Origin of the sequence: Streptomyces sp. URMC 124, from assembly GCF_051386455.1 — a bacterium.
Lineage (GTDB): Bacteria > Actinomycetota > Actinomycetes > Streptomycetales > Streptomycetaceae > Streptomyces.
This window is the reverse complement of record NZ_JBPQTS010000388.1, coordinates 1-349: the sequence shown is the minus strand read 5'-3', so window position 1 is coordinate 349 and position 349 is coordinate 1. Positions and strand designations below refer to the sequence as shown.

Here is a 349-nt window from a genome sequence, read left to right as displayed (position 1 = left end):
TCAATGGCTTGATGACGACGCTGGGTGGGATTCTGGATTTTGTCCGCGGCGTCTTTACGGGGGATTGGTCCCTTGCCTGGTCGGGCATCGTCGATACTTTCGGCGGCATATGGGGTGGTTTGAAAGCCCTGGTTGCTGAGCCGATTAATGCGGTGATTCGACTCGTAAATAAGGCCATCACTAGCATTAACGGTATCAGCGTTGATATTCCGGCATGGTTAGGTGGCGGAACGCTCGGCTTCAGCATTCCAACGATTCCGGAGATCCCGGCTTATGCCAAAGGCGGGATTGCAACTCAGCCTTCTATTTTTGGTGAAGCTGGTCCAGAGATTGCGATCCCGTTAAATAA

At 52.4% G+C, this 349-nt stretch carries 1 pseudogene; it reads left to right on the top strand.

What is annotated here, in order from left to right:
* Nucleotides 1–349: pseudogene (locus ACSNOG_RS33070) on the top strand (hypothetical protein); the annotation flags it as partial.